General features: G+C 60.2%; 21 protein-coding genes, 1 tRNA gene and 1 other RNA gene. 15 read left to right on the top strand and 8 right to left on the bottom strand.

Features of this window, described 5'->3' with window-relative positions; genetic code table 11:
• Window positions 1-154: 154 nt before the first annotated feature.
• The 3 genes from aceA (at window position 155) to LG294_RS01805 (ending at window position 4345) form a co-directional block, all read left to right on the top strand.
• Complete coding sequence (gene aceA, locus LG294_RS01815; RefSeq protein ID WP_404288964.1) at window positions 155-1456, top strand: isocitrate lyase; 1302 nt, start codon at window positions 155-157, stop codon at window positions 1454-1456.
• A gap of 79 nt (window positions 1457-1535) precedes the next feature.
• The gene (gene aceB / locus LG294_RS01810) at window positions 1536-3173 is read left to right on the top strand and encodes a malate synthase A (protein WP_404288962.1); all 1638 of its coding nucleotides are present in this window, start codon (window positions 1536-1538) and stop codon (window positions 3171-3173) included.
• A 131-nt stretch (window positions 3174-3304) separates the two neighbouring features.
• The gene (locus tag LG294_RS01805) at window positions 3305-4345 is read left to right on the top strand and encodes an alpha/beta hydrolase (protein ID WP_404288960.1); all 1041 of its coding nucleotides are present in this window, start codon (window positions 3305-3307) and stop codon (window positions 4343-4345) included.
• Here the strand turns inward: LG294_RS01805 and LG294_RS01800 are convergent, their stop codons facing one another.
• Window positions 4346-4918 carry a histidine phosphatase family protein gene (locus LG294_RS01800; protein WP_404288958.1) on the bottom strand — a complete coding sequence of 191 codons (573 nt, stop codon included), beginning with the start codon at window positions 4916-4918 and terminating at the stop codon, window positions 4346-4348.
• Window positions 4919-5169: 251 nt separating this feature from the next.
• On the opposite strand from LG294_RS01800, the gene LG294_RS01795 reads away from it, so the two are divergent.
• Complete coding sequence (locus LG294_RS01795) at window positions 5170-6498, top strand: amino acid permease (protein WP_404291603.1); 1329 nt, start codon at window positions 5170-5172, stop codon at window positions 6496-6498.
• Window positions 6499-6557: 59 nt separating this feature from the next.
• On the opposite strand, the gene LG294_RS01790 is transcribed toward LG294_RS01795, so the two are convergent.
• Complete coding sequence (locus LG294_RS01790; RefSeq protein WP_404288956.1) at window positions 6558-7214, bottom strand: YoaK family protein; 657 nt, start codon at window positions 7212-7214, stop codon at window positions 6558-6560.
• 90 nt (window positions 7215-7304) lie between these two features.
• On the opposite strand from LG294_RS01790, the gene LG294_RS01785 reads away from it, so the two are divergent.
• A complete protein-coding gene (locus LG294_RS01785; protein ID WP_404288954.1) occupies window positions 7305-7961 on the top strand; it encodes a DsbA family protein in 657 nt (218 codons plus the stop codon).
• Window positions 7962-8012: 51 nt separating this feature from the next.
• Here LG294_RS01785 and LG294_RS01780 read toward each other — a convergent pair whose 3' ends face one another.
• Together LG294_RS01780 and LG294_RS01775 are read right to left on the bottom strand one after the other, a co-directional pair.
• A complete protein-coding gene (locus LG294_RS01780) occupies window positions 8013-8645 on the bottom strand; it encodes a LytR C-terminal domain-containing protein (protein ID WP_404288952.1) in 633 nt (210 codons plus the stop codon).
• A 65-nt stretch (window positions 8646-8710) separates the two neighbouring features.
• Window positions 8711-9010 (bottom strand): type II toxin-antitoxin system VapB family antitoxin, encoded by a 300-nt coding sequence (locus LG294_RS01775; protein ID WP_404288950.1) that lies wholly within the window; start codon window positions 9008-9010, stop codon window positions 8711-8713.
• A 260-nt stretch (window positions 9011-9270) separates the two neighbouring features.
• Here LG294_RS01775 and LG294_RS01770 point away from each other — a divergent pair, with 260 nt between their 5' ends.
• Complete coding sequence (locus LG294_RS01770) at window positions 9271-10311, top strand: isopenicillin N synthase family dioxygenase (RefSeq protein ID WP_404288948.1); 1041 nt, start codon at window positions 9271-9273, stop codon at window positions 10309-10311.
• A 262-nt stretch (window positions 10312-10573) separates the two neighbouring features.
• Here LG294_RS01770 and LG294_RS01765 read toward each other — a convergent pair whose 3' ends face one another.
• The 3 genes from LG294_RS01765 to LG294_RS01755 form a co-directional block, all read right to left on the bottom strand.
• Window positions 10574-11326, bottom strand: a complete 753-nt coding sequence (locus LG294_RS01765) for a response regulator transcription factor (RefSeq protein ID WP_404288946.1) — start codon at window positions 11324-11326, stop codon at window positions 10574-10576.
• A 76-nt stretch (window positions 11327-11402) separates the two neighbouring features.
• Window positions 11403-11774, bottom strand: coding sequence for a VOC family protein (locus LG294_RS01760; protein ID WP_404288944.1), 372 nt, complete (start codon window positions 11772-11774; stop codon window positions 11403-11405).
• Window positions 11775-11897: 123 nt separating this feature from the next.
• A tRNA-Ser gene (locus LG294_RS01755) sits at window positions 11898-11985 on the bottom strand.
• A 186-nt stretch (window positions 11986-12171) separates the two neighbouring features.
• Between LG294_RS01755 and LG294_RS01750 the strand changes: the two genes are divergently transcribed.
• From LG294_RS01750 to LG294_RS01710, 9 genes are all read left to right on the top strand, one after another.
• Complete coding sequence (locus LG294_RS01750) at window positions 12172-13695, top strand: DUF222 domain-containing protein (RefSeq protein WP_404288942.1); 1524 nt, start codon at window positions 12172-12174, stop codon at window positions 13693-13695.
• A gap of 87 nt (window positions 13696-13782) precedes the next feature.
• An RNA gene (gene ffs, locus LG294_RS01745) (signal recognition particle sRNA small type) lies at window positions 13783-13879 on the top strand.
• Window positions 13880-13906: 27 nt separating this feature from the next.
• On the top strand, window positions 13907-14827 hold the full coding sequence (gene gluQRS, locus LG294_RS01740) for a tRNA glutamyl-Q(34) synthetase GluQRS (protein WP_404288940.1): 921 nt from the start codon (window positions 13907-13909) through the stop codon (window positions 14825-14827).
• A gap of 9 nt (window positions 14828-14836) precedes the next feature.
• Window positions 14837-18427 carry a DNA polymerase III subunit gamma and tau gene (locus LG294_RS01735; RefSeq protein ID WP_404288938.1) on the top strand — a complete coding sequence of 1197 codons (3591 nt, stop codon included), beginning with the start codon at window positions 14837-14839 and terminating at the stop codon, window positions 18425-18427.
• Between the two features lie 115 nt (window positions 18428-18542).
• A complete protein-coding gene (gene recR, locus LG294_RS01730; RefSeq protein ID WP_404288936.1) occupies window positions 18543-19160 on the top strand; it encodes a recombination mediator RecR in 618 nt (205 codons plus the stop codon).
• 158 nt (window positions 19161-19318) lie between these two features.
• Window positions 19319-20926: a DHA2 family efflux MFS transporter permease subunit gene (locus tag LG294_RS01725; protein WP_404288934.1), complete on the top strand. Its 1608-nt coding sequence runs from the start codon at window positions 19319-19321 to the stop codon at window positions 20924-20926.
• Window positions 20927-20940: 14 nt separating this feature from the next.
• On the top strand, window positions 20941-21402 hold the full coding sequence (locus LG294_RS01720; protein WP_404288932.1) for a MarR family winged helix-turn-helix transcriptional regulator: 462 nt from the start codon (window positions 20941-20943) through the stop codon (window positions 21400-21402).
• 115 nt (window positions 21403-21517) lie between these two features.
• The gene (locus tag LG294_RS01715) at window positions 21518-22069 is read left to right on the top strand and encodes a hypothetical protein (RefSeq protein ID WP_404288930.1); all 552 of its coding nucleotides are present in this window, start codon (window positions 21518-21520) and stop codon (window positions 22067-22069) included.
• A 172-nt stretch (window positions 22070-22241) separates the two neighbouring features.
• On the top strand, window positions 22242-23528 hold the full coding sequence (locus LG294_RS01710; protein WP_404288928.1) for an aspartate kinase: 1287 nt from the start codon (window positions 22242-22244) through the stop codon (window positions 23526-23528).
• A gap of 76 nt (window positions 23529-23604) precedes the next feature.
• On the opposite strand, the gene LG294_RS01705 is transcribed toward LG294_RS01710, so the two are convergent.
• Window positions 23605-25212: an alkaline phosphatase D family protein gene (locus tag LG294_RS01705; RefSeq protein ID WP_404288926.1), complete on the bottom strand. Its 1608-nt coding sequence runs from the start codon at window positions 25210-25212 to the stop codon at window positions 23605-23607.
• Window positions 25213-25307 lie beyond the last annotated feature (95 nt).

The following is a 25307-nucleotide window of genomic DNA, read 5'->3' as shown; positions in this document are numbered from 1 at the left end:
GACTTTTTTCAGTTTTATCGAAATATCGAGAATCTTTCCTTCGAATACCCCTGTTCGACCCCTTGCATCTACGGAAAAGTAAATGTCACGAAGAAGTTCACCGCATCTCTTAGATACGGACGAACACCAACACGTGGGCGAAGGGGCCAGAACAATGACCGAGCAGAATTCGATCGACAACCGCATCGCAACTATCGAAAACGACTGGGAGAACAACCCACGCTGGAACGGGACCACTCGTGACTACAGCGCAGCCGACGTCGTGAAGCTGCAGGGCCGGGTTCAGGAAGAGCACACCCTCGCAAAGCGCGGCTCCGAGAAGCTGTGGAAGCAGCTGACCGAAGAAGCTCCGACCGGTGGCTACACCAACGCGCTGGGTGCATTGACCGGCAACCAGGCGGTCCAGCAGGTCAAGGCCGGACTTCGGGCCATCTACCTTTCAGGCTGGCAGGTGGCCGCGGATGCAAATATTTCGGGTCAGACCTACCCGGACCAGTCGCTCTACCCGGCCAACTCGGTTCCGCAGGTCGTGCGCCGCATCAACAACGCGCTGCTTCGTGCAGATGAGATCGAATTCTCCGAGGGCATCCAAAGCGTCGAGGACTGGATGGTCCCAATCGTTGCTGACGCAGAAGCCGGTTTTGGCGGCCCGCTGAACGCATACGAGCTGATGAAGTCGATGATCACCGCCGGCGCTTCCGGTGTCCACTGGGAAGACCAGCTGGCTTCGGAGAAGAAGTGCGGCCACCTCGGTGGCAAGGTCTTGATTCCTACCCAGCAGCACGTGCGCACGCTGAACGCGGCCCGCCTGGCAGCCGACGTGGCAGGTACCCCATCGGTAGTCATCGCCCGCACCGACGCCGAGGCGGCAACCCTGATCACCTCGGATGTCGACGAACGCGATCAGCAGTTCATCACCGGCGAGCGCACCGCGGAAGGTTTCTACAAAGTCCGCAACGGCATCGAACCATGCATTGCCCGCGCCAAGGCCTACGCTCCGTACTCCGACCTCATCTGGATGGAGACCGGAACCCCGGACCTGGAGTTGGCTCGCAAGTTCGCCGAGTCGGTCAAGGCCGATTTCCCTGATCAGATGCTCTCCTACAACTGCTCACCATCCTTCAACTGGAAGAAGCACCTGGACGATGCGACGATCGCCAAGTTCCAGCGTGAACTCGGTGCCATGGGCTTCAGCTTCCAGTTCATCACCCTGGCCGGCTTCCACGCGCTGAACCATTCGATGTTCGACCTGGCCGAAGGCTACGCCCGCGAAGGCATGAGCGCCTACGTCGAACTACAGGAACGCGAATTCGCTTCCGAGTCCCGCGGCTACACCGCAACCAAGCACCAGCGCGAGGTGGGCACCGGCTACTTCGACGCGATCGCCACGGCATTGAACCCCAATGCTTCCACCCTCGCCTTGGTCGGTTCCACCGAAGAAGGCCAGTTCCACTAACTCGGACCGCGAGCGGTCCGGACGGTGGGGCCGGCAATGACGCCGGCCCCACCGATCCCAAACTTTTAAGGAAAAGATCATGTCTACCCCCACCTCTTTGAACCCGATCCAGATCACCGCTACCCCAGTGCGCTACCAAGAGCAGATCCTCACCGATCAGGCACTTGAATTCATCGCCACCTTGCACCAGGCGTTCGAGGGCCGCCGCGCCGAGCTGATGCAGCGCCGCCAGCTGAATAGGGCGCGCATCGCCAATGGCAAGGACCCGAAGTTCTTGGAGGAAACCCGCCATATCCGCGAGGACGCCACCTGGCAGGTTGCCCCGATCGCCCCGGGCCTGGAGGACCGCCGGGTGGAGATCACCGGGCCGATCGAACGCAAGATGGCGATCAACGCGCTGAACTCGGGCGCGAACGTGTGGCTGGCCGACATGGAGGACGCCTGCTCCCCGACCTGGCAGAACGTCATCAAGAACCAGGTGAACCTGCTGCGCGTGCTGGACGGCGAACTCGACTTCACCGCACCGGACGGCCGGGACTACAAGCTGAACAGCTACGAGTTGTCGCAGCTGCCGACCATCGTGGTCCGCCCCCGTGGGCTGCACCTGCCGGAGAAGCACCTGCTGATCAACGGAACCCCGATCGCCGGCGCCTTTGTCGACTTCGGCCTGCACTTCTTCCACAACGCCAAGCGGCTGATCGAGTCCGGCCGCGGCGCCTACTACTACCTGCCGAAGCTGGAGAACCATCTGGAGGCGCGGCTGTGGAACGACGTGTTCCTGCTGGCCCAGGAGCTGCTGGGCATCGACCGCGGCACCATCCGCGCCACGGTGCTCATCGAGACCATCACCGCGGCCTTCGAGATGGAAGAGATCCTCTATGAGCTGCGCGAGCACTCTGCCGGGCTGAACGCCGGACGCTGGGACTACATCTTCTCGATCATCAAGAATTTCCGTTCCCGCGGCCCGCGCTTCGTCTTCCCGGACCGGGACCTGGTGACCATGACCAGCCCGTTCATGCGGGCCTACACCGAGCAGCTGGTGCGTGCCTGCCACCGCCGCGGCGCCAGCGCCATCGGCGGGATGAGCGCCTTCGTGCCAAGCCGCAAGGACGCTTCGATCAACCAGATCGCCTTCGCGAAGGTCAGCGAGGACAAGACCCGCGAGGCAAAGGACGGCTTTGACGGTTCCTGGGTGGCCCACCCGGACCTGGTGCCAGTGGCCCGCGAGGTGTATGACCAGGTGTTGGGCGCTAACCCACACCAGATCTCCCGGACCCGCGAGGACGTGGAAGTTTCGGCGAGCGAGCTGCTGAACGTGGCGGGGCTGGAGGGAAGGATCACCGAGCGCGGAATCCGCGAGAACATCGAGATCGGCATCCGCTACATCGAGTCCTGGCTGCGCGGCAACGGTGCGGTGGCGCTGCGCAACCTGATGGAGGATGCGGCCACCGCGGAGATCTCCCGCTCCCAGCTGTGGCAGTGGATCCACCAGTCAGCAATCACAGACACCGGCGAGGTCATCACCCGGGCGTGGATGCACGAGCTGACCGATGAGACCATCGAGCGGATCGAGCGCTTCGAGGGGGACCGCTTCGAGCAGGCGGTGGAAATCTTCGAGGCCTGCGCCCTGCGCGATGACTTCCCGACGTTCCTGACCTCTGCTACCTACCTGCGCTACTTGGACACTCCGGCTCCGGCCTACGAGATGGCGGGCTAGGGCACTCGAACCCGGCGGTACGCGGCTAAACTCAACAACTGAAGCTGTACGGCCACGAATTGCGGCATTCATCGGATGGTAGCCAGCCCATCCGGGGGATGCCGTTTTTCGTGCCCAGTTAGGATACCTTTATGGCCTTCCAATTTCGTTCCCCCGGCGCGGATCTTTGGGACAAGGATGTGCTGGGGGCAGACTATGCCAGCCGCAAGCTGCCACTGGCGGACGGCTCAACCGCGACGTTGATCCACCACCGCCCAGCGGTACGAAGACTACGCCTTGCTCCTGCCCTACGCGGATTGGCGATCTTGCATGTGCATGGCTGGTCCGACTATTTTTTCCAGACCGAATTGGCCCAATTCCTCACCGAGGCTGGAGCCGACTTCTACGCTCTGGACCTGCGCCGTTACGGACGCAACCTCACCAAGACCAGCACCCCTGGATTCATCACCAATCTGGAGGATTACTTCGAGGAGTTTGACGCGGCGCACCGGATTATTTCCAGCGCCCACCCGGGCACGCGATTTGTGATGCTCGGCCATTCCACCGGTGGGCTCAGTGCGGCGCTGTATGCGGCGGCGAACCCCGCCAAGGTGGACGCGTTGGCGCTCAACAGTCCGTGGCTGGAATTCCAGGCCTCGGAGTTAGGGCGCACCGCGTTGGCAAGATTTCTTCAGGCGGCCAGCCATCGCAACCCCTACCGGAACCTGCCGGGCATCGATCCGGGGTTTTACACCCGCACGGTGTCCAACCGGTTTGAGGGCGAATGGGATTACAACTTAGATTGGCGGCCGGCCAACGGTTTTCCGTTGCACGCCGGCTTCATCTCTGCGGTGTTCACAGCCCAAGCCAAGGTCAAGAAGGGGCTGGATTTAGAGCAACCGGTGCTGGTGATGCTCAGCGCCAAAGACTACCTGCTACCGCGCTGGAATGATGCTGCTACCCGCTCCGACGTGGCACTGAACGTGCAGGTGGTGGCGCAACGCAGCATTAATCTGGGTCGTGAATTGCATTTGGTTCGGTTGCCCAATGCGCTGCATGACGTGTTCCTCTCAGCGGTTCCGGTCCGGTCCGACGCCTACCTGCGCCTCGGTTCCTGGCTGTCGACCATCAAAAGCCAGCAAGCCGACTCCGGCATAGCCCGGGCTGTGCGGCGCACCCTGCAACTGGACTAGCTACCGAGTTTTAACCAGCGGCTGCGGCACCTGGTCGTTGACCAGTTTCAATTCCCAGCCATCGGATTCGCGTGCCAAGATCGCCACCGACCCGTTGCGGATGGTGTCCAGCTGGTAGCCGGCAAAATGCGAAAGCGTGTAGCGGATGATCGTTCCATGGCATACCACCGCAACATTTTTGCCCGGGTAGTCGGCTGCGATCTGCTCGATGGCCCGGCGCCCGCGGTCAACCACCGACTCCAAAGGTTCGATGCCGCCGCCAATTTTGCCCGGCCAGCGCGTGGCCGCCTCGGTTTCCAGCACCCCTTCGCCTTCACCGTATTCGCGCTCGATGAGCAGGTCATAGGTCGGGCCAAGCTCCAGTCCGAGCCCGTCGGCAATAATCTGCGCGGTTTCCCGGGCCCGGCTCAGTGGGGAGGAAACAATGACGTCCCAGCGTGCGGCGCCAAGGACCTCAACTGCATCGCGCGCCTGCGCCCGCCCGGTGTCGTTCAGCTCGATGTTGCTGCTTCCTTGCAACCGCCCTTCGAGGTTCCAGCGAGTTTGACCATGTCTGATGAATCCGAGTTCCATAGTGCAATTCTCCCACCGCGGGCCGTTGCATTGTTCGCAGATGAGCTATCTCACGATAGAGCTTGGCCACAAACAACCCCGTCCAGCATCATGCACCACGTAAAATTCTTGAGGCACCAGCTGGCTTACATTCCTTGAAACCAGCGTGCCTCCACAGATCACATGCACCTCAAAGTAGATCCGAGTATTTCATCGTGACCGATATCAAGGCGTCCCTCGCCCGCGGGCTCACGGCCCGCCACATCCGCTTCATGGCCCTCGGCTCGGCCATCGGCACCGGATTGTTCTACGGCTCCTCCGCCGCCATTCAGGCAGCGGGCCCCGCAGTGCTCTTCGCCTACATGATTGGCGGCGCGGCGGTTTTCATCGTCATGCGCGCCATGGGCGAGATGGCCGTCAAGCATCCGGTCTCCGGTTCCTTCGCCCACTACGCCTCGCGCTATCTGGGCCGCTTCGCCGGGTTTGTCACCGGGTGGACGTTCACCTTCGAGATGGCGATCGTGGCCATCGCCGACGTCACCGCCTTCGGCATCTATCTGGGCTTCTGGTTCCCGGACGTACCGCGCTGGATCTGGGTGCTGGCGGTGGTGCTGCTGATTGCAGCGATCAACCTGATGAAGGTCAAGGTCTTCGGTGAAACCGAATTCTGGTTGGCGATCATCAAGGTCACCGCGATCATCGCGATGATCATCGGCGGCGCGGCGCTGATTCTCTTTGGCTTCAATGCCCCAGGTTCGCAGACCGCCACCGGCTTGGACACGCTCTTCGCCGCCGGCACTTTGTTCCCCAACGGCTTCATGGGTGTGCTGCTTTCCTTCGCGGTGGTGATGTTCGCCTTCGGCGGCATCGAAACCATCGGCATCACCGCTGGCGAAGCAGAGGATCCCGGCAAGTCGGTGCCCGCGGCGATCAACACCGTGCCATGGCGCATCCTGCTGTTCTATGTGGCCTCGCTGGCGATCGTGATGATGCTCTTCGACTGGCGCCAGATCGACGGATCGGCCTCGCCGTTTGTGCAGATCTTCGACGCGCTGGGCATCCCGGCGGCCGCTCACGTGCTGAACGCGGTGGTCATCACCGCTGCGGTATCGGCCATCAACGCGGACACCTTCGGCGCCGGGCGGATGATGTTCGCGATGTCCCGCGAGGGCCACGCTCCGGCTTCCTTCGCGAAGATCTCACGCCACGGGGTGCCGTGGATGACGGTTCTGATCATGTCGATCGTGCTGCTGGTCGGCGTGCTGCTCAACGCCCTGCTGCCCGAATCGCTCTTCATGATCATCGCCTCCATCGCCACCTTCGCCACCGTCTGGGTGTGGATCATGATCCTCACTTCCTATCTGGCGATGCGCCGCCAGGAGAAGTCCGGCGTCGTGGTGGACCGCGAATTCGCGGTTCCGGGAGGCACCGCCAGCGCCTGGATCGCGCTGGTATTCATGGCATTCGTGGTCGTGCTGCTAGCCTTGAGCGCCGAGACGCGCATTGCGCTCTACGCGGGCGCCGGCTGGCTGGTGCTCCTCGCGGTGGCCTACAAGTTCTTGGTCCGGAGCCCGCAGTCCGAGCTGGTTTCAAGCAAATAGGCTAAACGGACCGTCTTGCTATGAACCCGCCGACCTTTGTGGTCGGCGGGTTCATGCAGTTAAAGGGCGGCTTTATCGGGCCGTCGTTCGCGCCACAGCCCGAGGCTCGCCCAAGCAAGCATTCCCCCGGCCACCAACCACAGCGAGCCCAACCCCAGGTGCAGATAGGCGAAGGCCCCGCAGACCGAGCCGAGGGTGATCATTGCCCAAAGGATCGCGTACGGCACCCACAGCGTACGGTTCGCCCCGGACAATGCCCCCGCCAGATGCTGACCGAGTTTCACCAGCGTGCCGGTCATATAGGTCAGGCCCAAAGAAACCTCTCCCGAGCGCGTGTAGCTGACGTTTACCGCGCCCATGGCGGCCGCCAGCAGGCAGGCGGTCAGCACATTTCCGGCGGCTCCCAGCACGGCGGCGCACAGCAGCAGCGTGGCCGATAAATACATGACCCGTGGCCGCCGGTAGCGTGTGGCCCGGGCGGAGATCAGAGTTGCCAGCACCACCCCGACGACAAAACTTGCCACAAATCCCATGGCCAGCAACCATCCGCTGGTATCTCCGGTGACGAGGGCCGCGGAGGATCGGGTGGAATTACCGGACATGAAGGACAGGAAATATCCGGAGAAGTGCAAAAAACCCACCCCGTCGACAAAGCCGGCCATCATGGTGATCCCGCCGGCGAAAATAATGCCCTTATAACTCAATGACTTGGCCATCGTCCTCCTTACGGTGCAAAGCTTCCATTGCTTTCATCTTGCCATTGCGTCGGTGGGAATGTTGCGGAGCAGCTATTTGTTGAAGCTTGCATGAGTGAAAAACGAGTCCGTGTGGACATTTGGTCCGATATTGCCTGCCCCTGGTGCTTCATTGGAAAGCGCCGCTTCGAAAAAGGTGTGGAGCAGTTCGAATTCTCCGAAAACGTCGACGTTTTCTGGCACGCCTATCAGCTGGATCCAACCCTTCCAGAGCACTACGACGGCGACGAGGTGCAGTACCTCTCTCAGGTCAAGGGAATGGATCCACAGCAGGTCAAGGGGATGCTGGCACATGTCACCGAACAGGCCGCCGGCGAAGGTTTGAACTACGACTTCGATGCACTGCGTCCGGCGAACTCTTTCACCGCGCTGCGTCTGCTGGAACACGCAAAGACCGAGGGCAAGGCCAATGAGATGAAGGAGACGCTGCTTTCGGCGCACTTCGAACGTGGCTTGGACACCGGCGAACGCCAGGTTCTGGCCCAGCTCGCAGCCGAGGTGGGACTGGACGAGGCGGCAGTTCAAGGAACCCTGGACTCGCAGACCTATACCGAAGAAGTGAACGCGGATATCGAGCAGGCCCGCCAGCTGGGCATCAGCGGTGTGCCGTTTTTCGTCATCGACGGAAAATACGGGATCTCCGGTGCGCAACCTGCGGAGGCGTTCGCCAATGCACTGGCCCAGGCCCATGCAGGAGCAGTCGGCTAACTTCGCGCACCCACAATGCGCAACTACCGCCCCTGGAGATTTTCGCAGCCGCTATTTCGAATTGGCGCAGCGAAGCTTTCCGGGGGCGTCATTTAGTTTGCGTTCCTTCTCGAGCCCCTCAAACTTCGCACCGACTTCTAGATCTATTCGCGCGTCGCGGCGGTCCTTATCGAAGACGAACACCGCGCCGGGCAGCTGGCGCTGAATGCTCAAGGCCTGGGCATAGCCTTCAGGACCGGCGACTACAGCGCCAACCTCGTCGGCGTAATCACTCGCGGATTCACTGATCGAGGTGATGGTGAAGCCGCGTTCCTTGAGCTTCTCCGCGGTATCCCCCGCCAGCCCCGATTTTCCGGTCGTATTCAGCACCCGGACCATAACTGATGCCGGGTCCTGCACCTTAAATTCAACGTCCGGGCACACCGGATTTTCGATCTTCACCGGCACCTCGTCCACCGTGTCTGCTACCGGTCCCTTGGCCAACGGCCAATTGCCGCTAAAAATCAGCAATGCGGCCACAAAGCCGAGCACAACTAGCGATGCCATCACGGAGAACACCACGTTCTGCCGGGTGCGTCGACGCTTCTTGGCTCGCAGATCCGATTGGAAGGTCAGCTCGGATTCGCTGACGATGTGCTGCCCATGCCAACTGCTTGGATCTCGACGATCCTTCGGCTCGGTCATTGGCCCACCTTCCCTGCGCACCGTTCGGCCTGCGCCGAGAGGCTATTTTGATCCGAGCCTACCCGTTAGGCGTCTAAATCCAACACCCTTGCATGAAGTACCGCTCGGTGGTGCAAAGCAGAGCGCAGTGCCCGATGCAGCCCGTCCTCCAGGTACAGCACTCCCTGCCAGCGCACCACATGGGGAAAAAGATCTCCGTAGAAGGTCGAATCTTCGGAGAGCAGCGCTTCCAAATCGAGCACCGTTTTAGTGGTCACCAGCTGGTCGAGCTTCACCTGCTGCGGTGGGATTTCACTCCACTGTCGAGAGGTGGTTAGCTGATGCTCTGGGTAAGGACGCGAAGCGCCCACGGCTCGGAAGATCACCTTCCAAGCATATGGAAACCCACCGGCAAAAACACATCTGCCGGGCGTTGGCGCTCATTATTCATCACAGACACCCGGTGCGCGCACAAGTGACGTGCAGTGATTGGAGCGCTCACCGGAAACGCCTCGAAAAATTCGCAATCGCGTAGCTTGCGCCTCTGTGAAGCAAAAAGCAAGGATTGTTACGATGGGTGAAACTTGGAGGAACTCGGCGTAACGGACGCTAGTAACAATCGAGTTTTTGGGTGCAGTCTAGGTGTATGAACAACGTAGTCACCGAGATCCCAGTCCTCGACATCTCTACCTCACGCAACGCCGACGGAAGCTTCAACGAAGCCTTCGTCGCAGCGCTACGCGATGCCGCGCACCGCGTAGGGTTCTTCCAAATCGTTGGCTACGCATCCTATGCGAACCAAGATCAGGAACTGCTAGATACGATTGCCGAGTTCTTCAAAAAGCCCGTCGCCGAAAAGATCAAGCTTGATAATCGCAACAGCGCCCAGTTCCGCGGCTACACACGCATGGGCACCGAAATCACCCGCGGCAAGGCAGATGCCCGCGAGCAGATCGACTATGGCCCGCAGCGTGAGACCCTGAGCGTCGTGCCCGCCGACAAGCCTTATCTGAACCTGCAGGGCCCCAACCAGTTCCCGGCGGACTTCCCCCAGCTCGAGGAACGCGCCATGGCTTGGGCCGAGCTGATGAACCAGACCGGCCACGAGTTGCTTTCGGCTATCGCCGTGGGCCTGGGCTTGCCTGAAGATCACTTCGACGAGCCATTCGCCGACACTCCTTCATGGATGGGCAAGCTGGTGCACTATGTTTCCGGTGAAGTCGTACCCGACGCCGGCAACCAGGGCGTGGGGCTGCATGCGGACTACGGCTTCGTGACGTTGCTGTTGCAGGATCAGGTTGGCGGACTGCAGGTCCAGCCTTACGGCCAGGAAGAATGGATCGCGGTGCCGCCTACCCCGGGCGCGCTGGTCGTAAACCTCGGCGAGATGCTCGAAGTGGCCACCGACGGCTACCTGATGGCCACCATCCACCGCGTGATCGCTCCGCCAGCCGGTGTCGACCGCTACTCGGTACCGTTCTTCTACTCCCCACGCCTGGACGCGGTGATCGATAAGGTACAGCTTCCGGCGGAACTCGCAGCCGATGCCCGCGGCGTATCGGATGATCCACATAATCCAATGCTCGCCGCATACGGTGCGAATGTGCTCAAGGGGTGGCTGCGCGCTCATCCGCAAACTGCTGCAATTCATTACCCGGAACTGAGCACCAAGAAGAGCAGCGCATAGCTGCAGGTCATTCCTGGATGTGTGAAGGCTTCGACTTGGTATTGCGCTACCATTTCGAAGCCTTCACGCACTTAATTGGGTACCAGCAAAGAAGGCTGTTTTTCACAACAGCCAGTTAATCCCCCAAGATCTAACCTCATTCAGCAGGGCACCCCATATGACTCGCGGCCATGGTGATCATTCTGCTCGATAATCCTCAAGGGCTGATTATCAAAAGCTCAAGATTTCCTCAAGAATTTTGCTGTGGCTAGAAATGCGAAGTTCATTCGCTGATCATCCGGTAACCGACCCCACGCACGGTCTCGATCCACAGTTCCTTCCGTGCCGAGTCGCCCAATTTACGTCGCAGATTTGCAACGTGCACTTCGATGCTTCGAACCGCGGCAGGTGACACATACAAAACCATTGCGCCCGCCCCGTCCTCGTCATCCAGTATTCGCGCTAATTCCTTTTTGCTGCGCACGTGTCCCGGGTGCTGCAGCAACGCGCGCAGCAAGGAAAACTCTGTTGCAGTTAGCTCCACCACGTGGTCGTCGATCATTACCTGCCACGTCACGACGTTCAGCGTTAGATTTCGATGACGGAGGATTCGACCCGCTTGGCTCTTCCCTATGGCCAGCAACTTACCAGTGCTGTCCTGGCGTCGTACGAAGGAATCAATGCGTGCCCGAAATTCCCGCTCCCGCAGGGGCCTGGTCACTACTCCATCAGCGCCTGCGTCATAGGCCTGCACCATGTCGAATTCATCATTGGAATCAATCACCGCGAGCAAATGAGCATTAACTCGAGCAGACAGTCTGCGCAGAGTCTCATGTCCATCGATATCTCGAAGCCCAGAGCCCACCACGATCACCTGAGGATTCAGCCGCTCGGCTAGCTCAACTCCGACCTCTCCGGAAGACGTTTCCTGCACGACGAATCCAACCAGTCTCAGCAGACGCGATGACACAGCGCGAACCTCAAACTCGTGCTCAATCACTACTGCTTTACGGACTTCCCCTGCCAAGCTAGCCACGACCCCCACCTAGTGACAAAAATCACGCAATACGTGAAAATCCATGCTACCGGATGGCGGTGCGATTCGCGCCCGACTAAGTCTCCTGCGCCGACAATACGCAGAATTCATTGCCTTCCGGATCGAGTAAGACGATCCATGTGAACTCGCTAGAATCAACTTCCGCATATTTCGCACCAAGCCCCAATATCCGCGCAACCTCTTCGTCTTGCGTACAGTCGACCGGGCGCACGTCAATATGTATGCGGTTCTTGATGGTTTTCTCTTCCGGGACTTGGGCAAAGGTCAAGACCGGCCCCTGGTAGTCGTCAGTAGTTTCGACCGGCCCAATTGTCACCAAGCCGGCCTCTTCACTGAGCACCGAATAATCGAAGACTTCGGCCCAAAAACGAGCAATCAACACCGGATTTTTGCAATCAACAGCCAGTTCCGCGAAGCTGCAACCCATTTGTACTCTCCCGCATGACGAAGGAAAAGCGACTCGCTATCCCTTGATGTTCTTGTGCATCGGGATACTACTCTCGTATTGCGAGTTAAATGCGAAAACCCCCGATTTCTCGGGGGTTTTCTTTGGCGGAGGATAGGGGATTTGAACCCCTGAGGGCGTTAACCCAACACGCGTTCCAGGCGTGCGCCATAGGCCGCTAGGCGAATCCTCCTCATTTTGCTCCGTGGAGCAGGTACCAGCATATCTAAATATCTCCACAATCACGAATCGAGAGCATTATCGTTCCAACTATGCGTATCGTCAGCAAAAAATTGGCGAATTCTCGGGGATTATCTAGTTTTCCACATCTGGCATCCGGCCGCCCAAGTGCCTTTCGTCTGCACTGCATACTCAAAACATGAACAAACGAGAGGTATTTCATAGCGGCGATGATCCGCATCGACTGCATATCAGTCCGCCGGGCACCAGAAATATTCCAGGTACCGACGGCGTGTGGGCTGCCCACGTTGAGCAAGATACGTTCTTCGCACAGCTAGCCGCCACCACCAAGAGCCTTCACGAGCAGGGCAGGGCAATCGAACCCGCCACTGGACTCAAACAACTGGAAATCCTTGGTCGGATACGCAGCATGCTTGATGCCGCAGAAGCAGCTTTGCTGGCCGATACCTATGAGCTAACCAGCCAGCAAGCAGCATTGTCCGGCACGCAGGAGCTCCTAGTCGAAGACCCTGCGCAAGCGCAATCTGCAGAGCACTTCGGAGTTGATCCCGCAGCTGAACCGTTGATTCGCGCGTCGTTTATTTCCGAGGCATCTGGTGCACTGCGACAAGGCGAACGCATAGTCCAAGGCAAATTATTCAACGCAGAGGGGTTGCGCCATCTCTGCCCAGAGACATTGAACGAGCTTGGCAAGGGCACCATCACTATCAAGAGCGCCACGGAGATCGTTCATCAGGCCCAAGACCTTGAGGCTGAGCACGTAAAACAGATGCAAGAAGTACTTTTGCCAATCGCTCGCACCGGCTCCGACCGCTCGGTGAAAGATCGTGCGCGCAAGATGCGTGAGCGTTTCTTGCCAGAACCAGCAGAGACACGTCATGAAAAAGGGCGTGAAACCCGTTCGGTGACCTGGTGGCCGGAAGCTGACGGTATGGCCGTGCTTCAGATACGGATTCCAGCCGAAGACGCCCTGGCAATCATCAACACAATCAATTGGCACGCCACGAAACATGATGACCCAGACGATCTACGTAATGAACAACAACGTCGCGCCGATATTTTCCGCGACGCTTTGCTGGACGGCTGGCCGGCAGGAAATGGCACCCCGCTCAAAGCACGGGTGGCCTTGACCATCCCCGTCCTACAGATGCTCACAGATCCGACTCGGACGCTGGCAGACCTAGAAGGGTACGGGCCAATCGCTCTCGGTGCAGCCTTAAGGCTGGCGAAAGATGCTCCCTCACTGATGACGGTGCTCACCGATCCTTGGTCCGGTGCCGTCATCGACGTGGGCCGAAAGAAATACCGCCCTACCAAGGCTCTCAAGGATCTGTTGCGATTACGGGACAACCACTGCAGGTTCCCCGGTTGCAACAGACTCCCGGAATCCAGTGAGGTCGACCATGTCGATGACTGGGCCAAGGGCGGACATACGAACCGAGACAACTCGCAGCTACTGTGCAAACGGCATCAAATGTACAAGCACGCCTTAGGCTGGCAGGCCACATACATGGCGGACGGGTCGGTCAATTGGCGTTCGCCAAACGGAATCCTGCAGGTTGAGCTTCCAGGTAGCGTCACCAACGTGCAGAACTTCGACTTTGAACGGAGCCAAACGCCGATGCTCCCTGCTTCGGAATTGCCCGCCCGCGTTCGCAGGGTTCTCGGTTGGTTCGACCCTCCAGACTCGAAAGCTGGTTGAATTAGCTGCCTTCCGCGCGTGGATGATCTGAGATCAAGCGCACGCCTGCCGATTTTCATCCACCCACGACTCTCGGGTAGTATCTTCTGTGACCCCTCGTGTGGTGTCATCCTGTTGAACTCCCCCAGGACCGGAAGGTAGCAAGGGTAGATGGGCTCTGGCAGGTGCATGAGGGGTCTTTTATTTTTCTAGCAAGCCGAATGGAGTTCGCGTGGGCGTTGGTCGTTTCGCCCCAAGCCCGACCGGGCAGCTCCACTTGGGAAATCTGCGCACGGCGATTCTCGCTTGGCTCTTTGCCCGGTCCACCGGTCGCCAATGCCTGCTGCGCATCGAAGACCTTGACCGGGTGCGTTCCGGTGCCGAGGAGGAACAGCTCTCGGAGTTGGCCTCCATCGGCTTAGAGTTCGATGCTCCCGTGGTCCGCCAAAGCGACCGCCTCTCCAGTTATCTCGAAGCTATTGAATCTCTTCGCGAAAAAGGGCTGGTCTTCGAATGCTTTTGCACGCGCAAAGACATCTCCGGGGCAGCCAGTGCGCCGCACGCGGCTCCCGGCGCCTACCCCGGCACATGCCGAAATCTCACTGCCGAAGAACGCGCGGCGAGGGCCCAACAACGGCCCGCGGCTTTACGCCTTCGCTCCGCAGTTGACCAGTTCACCATTCAGGATGAGCTTTTTGGCTCGTACACCGGTGTGGTCGATGATTTTGTGTTGCTGCGTAATGACGGTTCCCCTGCTTATAACCTTGCGGTGGTCGTCGATGATGGCGCCTACGGCATTGACCAAGTGGTTCGCGGTGACGATCTATTATCTTCCGCCCCGCGCCAGGCGTACTTAGCGCAATTGCTCGGGTTGCCCATTCCTACTTACGCCCACGTTCCCTTGGCGTTGAATGTTCAAGGTCAGCGTCTCGCTAAACGCGATGGTGCGGTTACGCTCGAAGACCTTTCCGAAAAAGGACTAAATGGTGCACAGATCCGCGCCTACTTGTTAGAGTCATTGGGCTTGCCCGGCACATCTTTGCAGGCCGCCTTGGACGCTTTTAAACCTTCAGACTTGCCCCGCGAGCCTTGGGTTGTAGAACCAGAATTTATTGTTGACCAGTTGATGCCTCCGGCATCGCACAACCGATAGGGTACCGGTGTGAGTACAGCGCTTTATCGCAGATACCGTCCAGACACTTTCGCCGAGGTCATCGGGCAGGAACACGTCACCACCCCGTTGATGACTGCATTGGAAAAGAACCGGGTCAACCACGCGTACCTGTTCTCCGGTCCGCGAGGTTGCGGCAAAACAACCAGCGCGCGTATTTTGGCTCGTTGTTTGAACTGCGCGCAGGGACCGACTCCGACCCCCTGCGGCACCTGCCCTAGTTGTGTCGAACTGGCCAACGGGGGCCCGGGCTCCTTGGACGTCATCGAAATCGACGCTGCCAGCCACGGCGGTGTCGAAGATGCCCGCGATCTGCGTGAGCGTGCAACCTACGCGCCAACCCGCGACCGCTACAAGATTTTCATCATCGACGAGGCCCACATGGTCACCTCGGCGGGCTTCAACGCCCTGCTGAAAATCGTCGAAGAACCACCGGCACATATCAAGTTCATTTTCGCGACGACCGAGCCGGACAAGGTCATCGGCACTATCCGTTCGCGCACCCATCACTATCCGTTCCGCTTGGTGCCGCCCGAGGCGCTCTTGGCTTACCTGAAGACGCTATGCGAACGCGAAAACGTAGTGGTTGCCGACAGTGTGCTTCCGCTGGTGATTCGCGCCGGCGGCGGTTCGGTGCGCGACACCCTCTCGGTGCTCGACCAGCTGATGGCTGGCGCCCGTGAAGGCGGTGTGGACTATGAGACCGCGATTGCCTTGCTCGGCTATACCCACTCCACGCTGCTCGATGAGATCATCCTTTCACTGCATGAAGCCAACGGCGCCTCCCTCTTCGGCGCCATCGACCGCATCATCCAGACAGGCTTGGATCCGCGTCGTTTCGTTGAAGATCTCTTGGAACGCATGCGCGATCTGATCATCGCCAAAGCGATGCCCGAAGGACTCGAGAAGATCCTGCGCGGTACCCCAGTGGATCAGTTGGAATCGTTGCATATGCAGGCCTCGCTAGTCGGCGCCGGTGAGCTGAGCCGTTGGGCTGATGTGACCAACCAAGCGCTGACCGAGATGACCGGCGCGACTTCACCTCGTTTGCATCTGGAACTGCTGGCAGCGCGTTTGATGCTGCCAGGCGCGGAAAACTCAGCGAGCTCATTTGCTGCACGCCTCGATCGCCTGGAACGTCATGCAATGACCGGCGGTGCGCTTCCGGAACTCCCCGAGGGCGAGATGCCTGCGCTGTCCTCCGGCGTCACCCCTTCGCCTGCGGCAGCCCGCCAAGGTGCGGCCGCTGTACGTGAAGCCCTTGCCGCCGCGAAGGCGCGCAATGGCGGAGTCGAGCCGGCATCCCCGGAACAGCCCACTGCCGAGAACCACTCGACGCCAGTTCAGCAGTCCAGCTCCGATCAGCCGAGCGCACAGCCAATCCAGCCAGCGCAGCAGGAGGAACAGGACGCTGTGTCGAACGAGCGACAGAGTGCCCAGCCGCAGCAGGCACACGCGCCACGCGAACAGCAGCACGCGGAGGCTCAAGCCCAACAGCCCTCGCAGCCGCAGGTTCAACAACAACCTGTACAGCCTCGCGAGCAGCAGCCTCCGGTGGCACAAGACGAGCCAGACCTCAACGCTCCGCTTGATCCTGACGCAGCCCGTTCACTCAACACCGGCGAAGCCGCCGATTGGGGAGCCACATGGGGCCCGAAGGAAGACTTGAACCCGGTCACCACCCCGGTTCAGCCGGGCCCAAGCGTTCCCGAAGCACGTCCGGAAGGTGTCGCACCGTTTAGCCTGGTCCCAGATCCGGCCGCGGGGGAAGATCTATCCTTCGGAACTGGTGTGTCCATCGACGACGTAAAACAGAATGCAGCCATGGCCGAGTTCACTCGTCGTGCAGCCGAAAGCCGCCCTCCGCAGGCCCAGCAGCAGGCCAACACTCGACAGACGCAGCCGGCACAGCCTGAGCCAACCCAACAAGCTCAGCCTCAGCAGCAGACGCAGAACCAGGAGCAGGAGCAAGCTGCCCAAGAGGCACGTCGTCGTGCCGAGGAACAGGCCGCTCGTGAGCAAGCCGAACAACGTGCAGCAGCCGAACGGGCTGAGCAGGAAAAAACGGCTCGTGAGCAAGCTGAGCAACGCGCAGTAGCCGAACGTGAAGCCGCAGAACAGAGGGCTGCCCAGGAGAAGGCGGCACGGGAGCAAGCCGAAGCACAGCAACGCGCGCAGTCTGCTCAACCTGCTCAGCAGCAGGCTCCACGGCAACCAGTCCAGCAGTCCACACCGCCGCAGCAGCCGAATACCTCCGGGACACCGGTTCAGCAGTTCCAGCAGGCCTGGCCGGCGATCTTGCAGCAACTGCAGTCAAGCTCCCGAGTGCTCCACTCCATGGTTGCCAACTATGGTTCGATAGCCGGTTTCGACGGTCGCACGCTGACGATCGCGTTCAGCAATACGGGACCGATTGTGAATCTGCGAAATCGCCCGGACATGATGCAGATTCTGGTGGGAATCCTATGCCAAGTGGCAGGGCAACAGATCGAAGTCGTACTTACCGAGGGCGGATCGGCACCCGCCGGTGGTGGTTCCCCAAAAGGTGAACGCCGGCCAACACCGGCGTCCTCCCCAGCAGTAGCCACTACCGCACAGGCTCCGAACGCTGGGGTAGCGCCCAACGCTCCGTCGCGCCCGCAACCAGCCAGCGCTCCGGCTCCGGCTCCGGCTCCGGCACCGGCTCCGGCTCCGGCTCCAGCCAGCAAACCCTCGCCAGCCCGTGATTCGGGATATGTCAGCAGCTATGACGATGTGCCGCCTCCGCTGGACGAGCCGTATATGGACGAACCCCCATATCCGGCTGACGGATACAGCGCACCGGGCAGCCCAGCCCCTCAGGCTCCGGCTGTTCAGGCACCGAATTCACTGGCGCGCCCGCAACTGTCAGAGCCGCAGGATGCGCCTGCGGCGACCTCGCTCGCGGCGGCCGTGGTGGAACCCGTAGCTCCGTCGCCGCGGAGCACCTCGCCGCGCTCATTTGATGGCCCCCCGGTGGCTCCGCGTCCCCGGTTGACCGCCGGGCTGAGCGCACGCCAGGCCGAGGTGGGCACTCCGGTGATCTCTCGCCCTGTTTCTTCCACCCCGTTGCATCCGGGCAGCACCACCGACACCTTTGAATCCAAGGCAATCCGCGAACCGGAGCCGCAGGCCCCCACCCCGGCGCCGGTTGTCCCCGAGCCGGTTCCGGTGGCTCCGCCAAAGCCTTCGGTACAGCCGGCCACCGAGTCCGCTCCCGCATGGGGCGCACCCAGCGAACCGGCCGAGCAACCTGTTGCCGAGAACTCGGCGCCAGTCGCAGGGCAGCGGCTCAGCCGCTACCAGCAGCTGATGAGCCAGTCCAAGGACAGCGCTCCGGTGGCTCCTGTGGCAAGCTCAGCAAGCAACTGGGGCACACCGGATCGTGTACAACCTCAGGCCCAACCGCCCGAGCCGGAGGAGTTCACGCCCAGCGAGGATGACATCGAGGTCGAGGATTCGGCGCTCATCGGCGTCCCCGCGGTGGAGCGATTGCTCGGCGGCCTGGTCATCGAGCAGCGTGACGTTAACGGAAATGTCGTGGAAATTAAGCGCGGGCTCTAACCGGCAAACTGTCTAAGTGAGACACTAGGGTGTAGGTCGGTGGGATACCACCGGCGGCCAGTTATGGAACCGCAAAATCAAAGAACGTTTGAGTTGTCAGGAAAGTGGGCATTAGGTGTACGAAGGTGCTGTTCAGGAACTGATCGACGAGCTCGGTCGGCTGCCTGGCATCGGTCCTAAGTCGGCGCAGCGCATCGCTTTTCACATACTCGATGCCGACGCCGAGGATATGACGCGCCTTGCCGCCTCCATCCAGCAGGCCAAGGAGAAGGTCCGCTTCTGTGAGATCTGCTTCAACATTTCAGAGCAGGATACCTGTGCGATCTGCCGCGACGAACGCCGCGACGCCAGCCAGATCTGCATCGTTGAGGAATCCAAGGATGTGCTCGCCATTGAGCGCACCCGCGCCTTCAACGGCAAATACCATGTGCTCGGTGGCTCGATTAATCCGATCGCCGGGATCGGTCCGGAGCAGTTGCATATTCGCGAGCTGGTCTCCCGCCTGGGAGATAGCTCGATCACCGAGCTGATCCTCGCCACCGACCCGAATTTGGAGGGCGAGGCGACCGCAATCTATCTGGTGCGTCAGCTCAGCCCGCTGGGCATCAAGATCACCCGCTTGGCTTCAGGACTGCCAGTTGGCGGTGATTTGGAGTACGCCGACGAGGTCACGTTGGCTCGCGCCTTCGAAGGAAGACGCAACACCATCGCGCCCACCAGTTCACGAGCTTGAGTTCGCCGGCTCCATAAAAATTCTTCAAGCTGCCCGGTCCACCACCAGATGGGCCGGGCAGCTTTGCGTGTGGACTCGACCACATTGGTTGATAGTGGTCAACTATCGGCATATAGTTGACGTTAGTCAACTTTATCTTTGAGTCTTTTGGAGTCCCCATGACCGCAGTAGCACCGGTCGAAAATCCCAAGATGAGCCACCGGCAGATCATGCAGTCTCTGACCGGTTTGCTCATGGGCATGTTCGTTTCAATCCTTGCCGGCACGGTAGTGTCCAGTTCCCTTCCGGTGATCGTCTCTGACCTGAATGGCAGCCAGACGGCTTTCACCTGGGTAGTCACCGCCACCTTGCTGGCCACCACAATTTCGACCCCGATCTGGGGAAAGCTCGCAGACCTAGGCAACCGCAAGCTGCTATTGCAGATCGCTCTGGCCATGTTCGTGCTGGCCTCCGCGGCCGCCGGATTCGCGCAGAACACCGAATTCCTGATCTCCATGCGCGTGATCCAGGGCCTTGCCGGCGGTGGCATGGGCGCACTGAGCCAGATCGTGATGGCAGATATCCTCTCGCCGCGCGAGCGCGGCAAGTACATGGGCCTGTTCGGGGCCGTCATGGCACTGGGCACCGTCGGCGGACCGCTGATCGGCGGCTTCGTCACCGACACCATCAACTGGCGCTGGAACTTCTTCGTTGCGCTGCCTTTCGCCGTCGTGGCGATCATCCTGATCCAGCGCACGCTGAACCTTCCGGCCATCGCCAAGCGCAAGGTGCAGATCGACTACCTAGGCATCATGCTGCTCGCCTCTGGCGTGGCCATGCTGCTGATCTGGCTTTCCATGGGCGGCAGCCAGTTCGAATGGAACTCGGCCACCAGCTACCTCATGGTGATCGGCTCGGTCATCTTGCTGGCAGTGTTCGTGCTCGTCGAGTTCAAGGTTGCAGACCCGCTGATCTCCCTGCAGCTATTCAAGAACCGCACCTTCACCTTCGCCGTGATCGCCTCGCTCGTGGTGGGCATCTCGATGTTCGGCACCTCGGTATTCCTCAGCCAGTACATGATCATGGCCCGCGGCGCCACCGCCACTCAGGCCGGTCTGATGACCTTCCCGATGATGGCCGGCCTGCTGGTCGTCTCCACCATCGCTGGCGCGCTGATCTCGCGTTACGGTAAATGGAAGGCCTTCGTGGTCACCGGTGCCGTGCTGCAAGTGATCGGCCTGTACCTGCTGGGCACCATCCACTACGACACCGCCTTCTGGCTGGTGGGACTGTACATGTTCATCCTCGGCGCGGGCGTCGGCTTGGTCATGCAGAATATGGTTTTGGTCGTGCAGAACTCGGTAGATCCGAAGATCCTTGGCGTCGCTTCCTCCGCGGTGACATTCTTCCGCACCTTGGGCGGTACCGCTGGCACCGCCGGGCTTGGGGCAATGCTCGCCGTCACCATTCCGAATATGATTGCCGATCGTCAGGGAGAGCTGACCGGCGCCATCGCTTCGCTAGGCGATAAGGCCTCCGAGGTCGGCGCGGCCCTAAGCTCGGGTTCTCTGCCCACGATCTCCACGCTACCTGAACCAGTTCGGGTAATTCTCGAATCGATCTATGGCGATGGTGTGGCAGGCTTGTTCGCCTTGGCTGCACCGCTCGCGCTGATCACAGTCGTCGCCGTGATCCTGCTGCCTAACCAGCATTTGAACACCAAGACAAACACCGAGCGGTTGGCCGAGGAATCCGAAGCCCCTTCAGTCGCGGAAACAACCGTCTAGCCATCGTGGATATCGTGGATGAAGCGCTGCCGGAGACTCGGCGCGGAGTATTATTCGACACCGCTGAACAAGAGCTGTTCACGCTAATCTCAGTGACAGCCAAGTCGCGTCGCACGCTGGCCGCTCGGCTCGACGAACGGCTGCCGCCCGCGGCGGTGCCGGTGCTGGGAATGATCCTCAAATGCCAAAGCATCACGCAGTCCGAAATTTGCGAGCATCTCATGACGGACAAGGCCACCCTCTCTCGTCTGGTCACCCGGCTCGAAGAGCTCGGTCTGGTCAGCAGGCAGGTTGATGAAGCTGATCGCCGGGTATTCAACCTGCTGCCAACCGAGCTGGCCAAACAACGCTGGCATGGTTGGCTGCAATCCTGGCGTGACAGCCTGCGCGAACGAATTACCTTATGGTCCGACGACGATTTGGATCATTTGGTTGGCCTGCTCGGCCGGCTCAACACGGATTTACGGGAACTGTAAATCATTGACTGTTGCCACGACCTTCAACGAAGGTCGTGGCAACAGTCATGTGCGCACCCATGCCAGTCGCTTACTGGGCTGGTTAGCCACTGGTGGCTGTGGCTACACTCGTTTTATGGCAATCAAGGGCAGCAATATCGATGCAATCACCAAGGCCACCGGCACGGGGTGGGAGCAATGGGTCGGCCAGCTCGACGCGGGCGGAGCCCGCGAGCTGGCACATAAGCCGCTCGCCTCATTGGCCTACGAGATGATGCCAGCCGAACTTTCCAATCCCGGCTGGTGGGCCCAGTCAGTAGCCATCGCCTACGAACAGCACATCGGTCGGCGGGTCCCAGGCCAGTCCAGTGACGGCACCTTCAAGGGCTCCGTTTCTGCAACCATAGCCGCCGATTTGGATGGCGCCTTGGCCCGCTGGATGGATGCCATCGGTGCGCAAACCGACTTCAACGGCACACAACTGGTGGGGGAAGCGGCTGTCAGCGGCTCGGAACGGTGGCGGTACTGGAAGGCCGAATTTAGCGACGGAAGTCGGGTGAGCGTCAACATCTCGCCCAAGGGCGACAAGGCAAGCGTAAGCGCTGAGCATTCACGGCTCGTCAACCCTCAGGTATTGGATGGCTGGAAGTCATTTTGGCGACAAATCTTAGCCACAGCTCGCGATTGACCCTCATTTCCAGGCATCCAAACATCAAACGCTAGGCAATATGACCAATGGTTACCGTCATAACTAGGTGATGCACCCACGGTACTGACACAATTATCTACGGTAGATATGTCGCATCTGTGCTGGCAGCACGATGCGCATCAACAACTTTCATCAGTTGGAGTGTGCGCCCATGGGCCTAATAGTTCAAAAATTTGGCGGTTCGTCCGTATCCGATGCCGAAGGCATCAAACGCGTCGCGCGCCGAATTATTGATACCAAGGCGCAGGGTCATGAAGTCGTCGTGGTCGTTTCCGCAATGGGCGACTCCACCGACGAACTGCTCGACCTCGCGGCCCAGCTCACCGAGGATGCACCCGCTCGCGAAATGGACATGCTCCTCTCGGCAGGCGAACGCATCTCCATGTCGCTGCTGGCCATGGCTATCGACCAGCTCGGTGCGAGCGCGGTGTCCTTCACCGGTTCGCAGGCCGGGATGATCACCGATTCAACCCACGGCATGGCACGCATCATGGAGGTTTCTCCACAGCGTATCCGCCGCGCCATCGACCGCGGTTTCATTGCGATCGTCGCCGGATTCCAGGGCATGAGCAAGGAATCGAAGAACATCACGACTATGGGCCGCGGCGGCTCGGACACCACTGCGGTGGCCCTCGCGGCGGCGCTCGGCGCCGATGTCTGCGAGATCTACACCGACGTTGACGGCATCTACACCGCCGATCCACGCGTGGTCGGTGCCGCGAAGAAGATCGATGAGATATCCAGTGAGGAAATGCTGGAGATGGCGGCCAGTGGCTCCAAAATCCTGCACCTGCGCTGCGTGGAGTACGCCCGCCGTTTTGGCGTGCCATTGCACGTGCGTTCCTCATTCAGCACCAACGAGGGCACCTGGGTGCTCCCGAACCCCAACGACAAGATCAAGATTCAAGAGGGAGAACCCTTGGAACAGCCAATCATCTCCGGTGTTGCCCACGACCACTCCGAAGCAAAGGTCACCATCATTGGTGTGCCCGATATTCCGGGCAAGGCAGCTCAGATTTTCGGGGTTATCGCAGCCGCACAGGCAAATATCGACATGATCGTACAGAACATCTCGACCCGCGGTTCCGGCGCCACCGACATCTCCTTCACGCTGCCTATGACCGAGACCAAGCGAGTTCTCGCGGCGCTGGAAACTTCCCGTGGCGAAATCGGGTTTGAAGATATTGAGCACAACGACGAGGTCGGCAAGCTGTCGCTCATCGGTGCTGGCATGCGCTCGAACCCAGGGGTCTCCTTCACCTTCTTCGAGGCATTGCACCAGGCCGGCGTCAACGTAGATATGATCTCCACCTCGGAGATCCGCATCTCGGTTGTTACTGACGCGCATAAGCTCAATGAGGCGGTCCGCGCCGTCCATACGGCCTTCAATCTGGACACCGATGTCGAAGCCACCGTTTACGGCGGCACCGGACGCTAGAAACTCAGCGAAGGGGCGGCGCAGATCTTGGTGATCTGCGCCGCCCCTCTTTTAATGGATCATTCGCGGTGGCGGATTAGCGCACCGGTTCCAAGGTTTTGCTGTAAACGGTCTCGCCCAGGCCATTGCGCAGAGATACGGTGAATCGCTGGGACTCGTCGAGGTCGACATGGCCGAAGAACTGTCCCTTGCCGTCGCGTGGCGACTGGTTCGTGGTGCCGGCGAGCGCGAATTCCACCTTGGGACCGAAAGTTCCGTCCATCTTGTTCGGACCGAATGATCCTGCATTGACCGGACCAGCCACGAATTCCCAGAATTCATTGAAGTCACCGAAGGCTGCGCGTTCCGGGGAATAGTGGTGAGCCGCGCAGTAGTGCACGTCCGCGGTCAAGAAGACCACGTTTTTCACGCCGCGGTCCTTGATTGCTTTGAGCAGCCTAGCGAGCTCCAGTTCACGTCCCAGCGGTGCACCGTGATCGGCGTTTGCAATCGATTCCTGGGCCTTGCCATCCGGAACAATGATGCCCAACGGCAGGTCGTTGAGTATTACTTTCCAGGTGGCCTTCGACTTCTGCAGCCCTTCAACGAGCCAGTTCAGCTGCTCCTCGCCGAGTGTCGTTGTCTCTTCTGCTTCCAGCCCGGCGGTATTCTCCGACTTGTGGCTGCGCATGTCCAGGGCGAAGAGGTCCAAGGCCGGCCCGCGGGAGATCTTGCGGTAAATGCGAGCAGGTTCGAATCCGGTGCCGCCGCTCATCGCACGCGGGTCGGCGATGGGCTGGTACTCCTGCCAGGCACGGCGGCCGCGGGCGGCAAGGGTATTGACATCCCGCACGGTGTAGCGCTCGTCTTCGATCCTCTCGCCGGCCCACCAGTTGTTATGGGTCTCGTGGTCATCCCATTGGGCGATAACCGGTACCTCGCTGTACATGGCGCGCACATTTGCGTCCATGTGGTTATAGCGGTGCCGGCCACGGAATTCCGCCAGAGTTTCGGCGACCTTGGAGACTTCCTCGGTGACCAGGTTGCGCCAGATTTGGCCGTCCGGCTCCACGATTTCGGCCTCGATCGGGCCGTCAGCATAGATGGTGTCGCCGCTGTGCACGAAAAAGTCAGGCTTCGTAGCGTGCATGGCTGCATAAGCACGCATGCCGCCGATCTCTTCGTTGATTCCCCAGCCCTGGCCGGCCGTATCTCCAGACCAGACAAAACTCTGCGCCATCGATGCGTTGTGGTTCCGGCGGCCAGTGAGCGAGGGGGCGGTGAGGAAAGAACCGTTGCTGGTTTCCCCCAGGTTTCCATTCTCATCTTCAAAACCGATTGTCACCGCGAAGCGGGTGCCCGCTGGCAGGTTGGATGCAGAAATTTTGGCCGTGAAGTCGGTGTTGGAGTTCGCTTGAGCACCGCGCAGGGTCCGTTCGAATGATCCGCGTCCGCGAATAATCTCTCCGGCTTCGTCGATGGCACGAAGCTGAGCCCGCAGCCGGCCTTCGCCGGTTGCGCGAGCCCAAAGCACCGCATTGTTGGTGGAGACATCTCCCATCGAGAAACCATTGGTGAGACCAAGCCGCGAACGGACTAATCGAGGACTATTCGCGGCCAGTACTGGGCCGGCCGGTGAAATGAGCCTCAGAGCACCGACGCCCAAGGCGCCAGTGAGCAGGTTGCGCCGTGAAATTTGTGTCATGATCACCAGTGTTTCGCGGCGAGTTAGCCGGATGATGTCAGCTGCGTGAACAGCTCGCGAAACGCGGCGCTGCGGTCCGCCTGTATCGACGCAGT

Origin of the sequence: Glutamicibacter arilaitensis (assembly GCF_044793945.1) — a bacterium.
Classification (GTDB): domain Bacteria; phylum Actinomycetota; class Actinomycetes; order Actinomycetales; family Micrococcaceae; genus Glutamicibacter; species Glutamicibacter arilaitensis_B.
This window is presented reverse-complemented; position numbering and strand designations above follow the sequence as displayed.